Here is a 264-nt window from a genome sequence, read left to right as displayed (position 1 = left end):
TAAACTGTGCCGTGTTGCCGGTGCCATTTGCAAAACCCGGTGTGTCAGTACCGGCTATGGTGTTTACCACCCCCGCCGGCGTGATTTTCCGGATGCGGTGGTTGTGTGTATCGGCCACATAGACATTGCCGGATGAGTTCACAGCCACTCCGTAGGGGAGGTTAAACTGTGCTTCTGTGCCGGTGCCATTCTCAAAACCCTCTGTGCTGCCGGCCAAGGTGCTTACCACTCTATCTTCTATTCTATCTGCCGGCGTGATTTTCC

1 protein-coding gene is annotated in these 264 nt (G+C 54.5%); it reads right to left on the bottom strand.

Annotated features, from left to right (window positions below):
* The coding region (locus S1OALGB6SA_RS04090; RefSeq protein ID WP_442789585.1) for an NHL domain-containing protein at positions 1-264 on the bottom strand (264 nt) is incomplete at both ends.

Origin of the sequence: Olavius algarvensis spirochete endosymbiont (assembly GCA_900608495.1) — a bacterium.
In the GTDB taxonomy this organism is placed as follows: Bacteria; Spirochaetota; Spirochaetia; order DSM-2461; family DSM-2461; genus UBA2779.
The sequence above is the reverse complement of the archived record's forward strand: the minus strand, read 5'-3'. Positions and strand labels throughout refer to the sequence as shown.